We start from the raw sequence: 4238 nt of genomic DNA, 5'->3' as shown, positions 1-4238 counted from the left end.
CAGCGGCAACATCAAGGCCCTGTACACCGCCGTGGAGATGGAGATGCAGCAGGCACGGCAGGACGCCGACCGGTGACGTCGGTGGCTCCCACGGACTCGACCGGCGGCCGCGGTCCACGGCTGGCGCTCACCGTCGCCGACGTGGCCGAACTCGCCGCTCGGCGACTGCCGGAAGATGTCCTGGACTTCGTGAACGGCGGCAGCGGCGACGAGTCGACCCAGGCGGCGAACCGGGCCGCCCTCGACAACGTCCGGCTGGTGCCGAGAGTGCTGGCCGGTACGGAGGAGGCCGACACCTCGGGCAAGCTGCTCCACAGCACCGTCGGCATGCCGCTGGCGGTGGCTCCGATGGCGTACCAGCGGCTGCTGCACCCCGGCGGTGAGCTGGCCGCCGCGCGGGCCGCGTGCGCCGTCGACGTCCCGTTCGTCATCAGCACGCTGAGCAGCTACTCCGTCGAGGAGATCGCCGCGGTGGGCGGGACAGTGTGGTTCCAGCTGTACTGGCTGCGCGACCGGGACGCGGTGCTCGGTCTGGTGCGCCGCGCGGAGACGGCCGGCTGCGAGGCCCTGGTGGTCACCGTCGACGTGCCCCGTATGGGCCGCCGGCTGCGGGACGTGCGCAACGGCTTCAGCCTCCCCCCGCAGGTGAGCGCCGCGAACCTCGGTCCGGCCCCGGACACGGCCGCGCACCGACGGAAGAACGGTCGGTCCGCAGTCGCCACGCACACCGCGGAGGCTTTCGACCCGGCCCTCGGCTGGGACGACCTCGCCTGGCTGCGGGCCCGGACGGAGCTGCCCCTGCTGGTGAAGGGCATCCTGGATCCGCGGGACGCCGTCCGCGCCGTGGACATCGGTGCCGACGGGGTGATCGTGTCCAACCACGGCGGCCGTCAGTTCGCCGCCGCCGTGCCCAGCGTCACCGCGCTGCCCCGCGTGCTCGACGCGGTCGGCGGGCGCTGTGCGGTGCTGCTCGACAGCGGGGTGCGCACCGGTACGGATGTCCTGCGGGCCCTGGCGCTGGGCGCGGACGGGGCCCTGTGCGGCAGGCCGCTGCTGTGGGGGCTGGCGATGGACGGCGAGGCCGGCGCACAGCACGTCCTGGAGCTGCTGCGGAGCGAGCTGCGGGAAGCCCTCCTGCTGGCGGGCTGCCCCGACCTCGCGGCCGCCCGTCAGCTGGACACCGTGGTCGTCTGAGCCACGCAGTGCCCGTCGTCGCGAAGGGCGTCCGCCGATGCACTCGGCGGACGCCCTTCACGCCTTTCCGGCCCTCTCCCCCGGCAACGGCGTCCCGTCGGTGCCCCGTTCAGCCGGTGGCCAGCAGCGGGAACAGTCCGACCCGGGCCGCCGCCTTCAAGTAGTCGGCGCCCGTGGTTCCACCGGTGCCCGGCACACGGCCGATGATCTTCATGGTGACGCCCCAGTGGGTGCGCTTCATCCCGCACCAGCCGGCGTCCAGCTTCCGCATGGCCGCTTCCAGACGGCGCGCGTCCTCGGTGGCCCAGCCGCCCGAGTGCGCGAGGAATGCCTCCTGCAGCGTGGCGTCGAGGGTGAAGACCGGACCCTTCTCCGGTGAGTGGGCCCCCGCCTCCCGCTTCGCGCTCACCGTCTCCACCAACTGGTACGGCCGTGACTGAATCGCGCTGGCACCGTGCGTGTGGTCCCGGATCACGGCGAACGCCTCCGGCGGCATGGTGGTCAGGATCCGGTACAGCGGGGCCGTCGCGCCGGGCAGCCGGGCTCCGGCCGACTCCAGGAAGGCCGCGGCGTCGAGCGGCCGCCCGGCGCGGACGGCCTCCACGGCGAAGGTCAGCGCTCTGGCCACCCGGGCGAAGAGCCGCTCGAAGAGCTGGATGGAGCGGATGAACATGCGCTCGTCGTGCAGGGTCGTCACGGGCAGCAGGGTGACCTCCACCGCACGCCGCAGCGCCTGCGGTGCCTCGGCCCGGATGGCTTCGACGGCGGCCCGTGCGGCGGGGGCTGCGTCCTCGGACCCCGACCGGCCGAGCGCGGCACGCACCTCGGCCAGCGATGCGGTGTCCGGCAGGGCCAGCGGTGCGTAGTCCGCCAGCCGGGCCAGGGCCTGCCACACCGCGGTGGTCCGGGTCCGCTGGCGGCCCTCACCGCCGGTGGCGGCGAGCGCGTCGGTCTCCCGTTCCACCAGGTCGGCCAGGAGCACGGCCAGCAGCAGGTCCTCGGCCCGTTCCGTGGCTCGGGGGGCATCGTCCGTGTCCCACTGGGCGATCCCGAGGACGTCGTTGCCCACGTAGGAGGCGTAGCTCATCGGCCGGTCCGTGAACGTCAGCGGCAGCCAGGTGTCGAACAGCCAGGCCTCCGGTGACGCCCAGGGCCGTGCGCGGCCGGAACACTCGATCCCGAGCCGCGTCCCCCTCAGCAGGGCGACCAACTCGGCGGAGACGGCCGCCTTACCGGCCTGCTGGTAGTAGCCGACCACCTGCTCGTAAGGAAAGCTGCCGAAGTCCGGCCGGCCGGGGCCGACCGCCCGGTGGGACCACGCCGTGACGGCGTCGCCCGCCTCCCGTAACGCTCTGTCCCGGGACGCACGGGTGCCGTGCCCCAGTGCCGTTCCGCCGACGCCTATGTGCCCCTCCTCCAAGGAGTCCGCGGATTCCCCCACTGGCGCCTTCTTGGTCATATGCACGCTTTCACCAGTTCGTCGACGGCCCGGTCAGGCGCCGGAGTGCTGCGCGTCCATGGCCTCGATCAGGCTCTTGGGGCGCATGTCCGTCCAGTTCTGCTCGACGTAGTCCAGGCACGCCTGCCGGGTGTCCTCGCCGAAGGCCCGCTCCCAGCCGGCCGGTACCTCGACGAAGGACGGCCACAGGGAGTGCTGGCCCTCCGCGTTGACCAGGACCAGGTAGGTGCCGTTCTCGTCCTCGAAGGGGTTGGTGGCCATGGTGTTTCTCCTTGTCGTCACTCTCTGATCTGTGGATCCGCCCGCGGCGCGGACGCGGTTCAGCGGTTCGCCGTGCGCTCGTTCAGCACCGGGGCGATCACGTCCAGCGCGGTGGGCGTGGTCATCTCGAGGTGCGTGCAGTCCACCTCGACCTCGTGGACCTGTCCGGTGACGTGGGCGCCCCACGCCCCGGCCGCGGAGGGACGCGCGGTGTCGTCCCGCCCGGAGCGGAAGGCCAGCACGTCGCCGCGGAAGACGCCGGGGGCGAACTCGGCGGCTATGCGGCGGTTGTTGGCGGCGACCCGGTGCAGGGCCTCGATGCCGCTCTCGCCGAGTCCGGACAGCGGACTGTCGTGCTCGCGGAGCAGCGTGGCGACCTCGGCAGCGGTCGTCGCGCCGGACCGGCAGGCCGGGTCCACTGCCGCCACGAGCACGGTGAGGATCTCCTGGAGCAGGTCGGTCGCCGCCTCGTGCGGTTCCGGGCCGGAGGCGGGGTAGGAGTCGAGGAGCGCGAGCAGGTCGACCTCCGCTCCCTCGCTCTGCAGCAGGGTGGCCGTCTCGTGCGCCACCAGGCCGCCGAAAGACCAGCCGATCAGCCGGTACGGGCCGTGCGGCCACACCTTCCGGATGCGGGCGGCGTAGTCGGCGGCCATTTCCTTCAGACTGGACGCGCATGCGTCGCCGGGGCGCAGACCGTTCGCCTGGAGGGCGTAGAGCGGGGCGTCCGGCCGGAGCCGGGTGATGAACCCGGAGTAGCACCAGCCGATCCCGACGACGGGATGGATCAGGAAGTACGGGATGCCTTCGCGGCCGGTGCGCAGCGGCAGCAGTGTGTCGAGCGGGTCGTCCTGCCGGTGCAGCCGACGGGCCAGGCGCCGGACGGTCGGGGCCTCGAAGACGGTGCGGATGGAGGCGGCGGTCCCCAGCTCGGTGCGCATGCGGTTCACCAGGCGGGTCGCGAGCAGCGAGTGTCCGCCCAGTTCGAAGAAGTCGTCGTCGGCTCCGACCCGTGCCAGTCCGAGGACTTCGGCGAACAGGGCGCACAGCGCCTCCTCCTGAGGGGTGCGCGGGAGGCCGGCGCTGGTGGTCGGGGCCGTGAGGTCGGGCACGGGCAGCGCCTTGCGGTCCAGCTTGCCGTTCGGGGTGAGGGGCAGCGCGGGCAGCGGTACGACGGCGGCGGGCACCATGTAGCCGGGCAGTCGGCTGCGCACGTGCGCCCGCAGGGTCTCGGGTTCCGCGGCCGTACCGGGTACGGGCACGACGTACGAGACGAGCCGCCGGTCGCCGGGCCGGTCCTCACGGACGACGACCGCGTTCTGCGCCG

At 73.2% G+C, this 4238-nt stretch carries 4 protein-coding genes; 1 reads left to right on the top strand and 3 read right to left on the bottom strand.

Features of this window, described 5'->3' with window-relative positions; genetic code table 11:
* Positions 1-81: 81 nt before the first annotated feature.
* Positions 82-1194 (top strand): alpha-hydroxy acid oxidase, encoded by a 1113-nt coding sequence (locus tag ACTWQJ_RS47305; protein WP_443312556.1) that lies wholly within the window; start codon positions 82-84, stop codon positions 1192-1194.
* Between the two features lie 109 nt (positions 1195-1303).
* On the opposite strand, the gene ACTWQJ_RS47300 is transcribed toward ACTWQJ_RS47305, so the two are convergent.
* The 3 genes from ACTWQJ_RS47300 to ACTWQJ_RS47290 form a co-directional block, all read right to left on the bottom strand.
* On the bottom strand, positions 1304-2635 hold the full coding sequence (locus tag ACTWQJ_RS47300; RefSeq protein ID WP_443312555.1) for a hypothetical protein: 1332 nt from the start codon (positions 2633-2635) through the stop codon (positions 1304-1306).
* A gap of 51 nt (positions 2636-2686) precedes the next feature.
* Entirely contained in the window at positions 2687-2914 is a 228-nt protein-coding gene (locus ACTWQJ_RS47295; protein WP_443312554.1) for an MbtH family protein, read from the bottom strand.
* Positions 2915-2973: 59 nt separating this feature from the next.
* A partial coding sequence (locus ACTWQJ_RS47290) for a thioesterase domain-containing protein (protein ID WP_443312553.1) occupies positions 2974-4238 on the bottom strand: 1265 nt, incomplete at its 5' end.

The organism is Streptomyces sp. KR55, assembly GCF_052245645.1.
Lineage (GTDB): Bacteria > Actinomycetota > Actinomycetes > Streptomycetales > Streptomycetaceae > Streptomyces > Streptomyces flavusporus.
The sequence above is the reverse complement of the archived record's forward strand: the minus strand, read 5'-3'. Positions and strand labels throughout refer to the sequence as shown.